The 278-nt window shown below is 61.5% G+C and carries 1 protein-coding gene; it reads left to right on the top strand.

What is annotated here, in order from left to right:
• A partial coding sequence (locus tag SB689_RS22955; RefSeq protein ID WP_410694372.1) for a hypothetical protein occupies window positions 1-278 on the top strand: 278 nt, incomplete at both ends.

Raw genomic sequence — 278 nt, 5'->3', positions numbered from 1 at the left:
AGGCTCTGGGATGTTTCCAGCATGTCGGTCTCTCAATCCAGCACCAGAAGGCAGAATCAGCGGCGACCGCTGGGCAATCTCCTGGTGGATCATGTATTCGCCGAGGTTGTCTGCTACCTCGGCGCACCCAGCGCGGAATTCGACAGCAAACATGCGGGGCTTGCCGTCTTCGTCCAGCCATTCGAAAACCGGAAACCGGGAGCCGGGCTGAACGAAGACGGTGTGCCGCGTCGCCTCGCCGTCTTGCGGGCGATAGACGCGCATTACGGACGCTGGAC

It is taken from the genome of Chryseobacterium sp. SIMBA_038, from assembly GCF_046535115.1.
Classification (GTDB): Bacteria; Bacteroidota; Bacteroidia; order Flavobacteriales; family Weeksellaceae; genus Chryseobacterium.
This window is presented reverse-complemented; position numbering and strand designations above follow the sequence as displayed.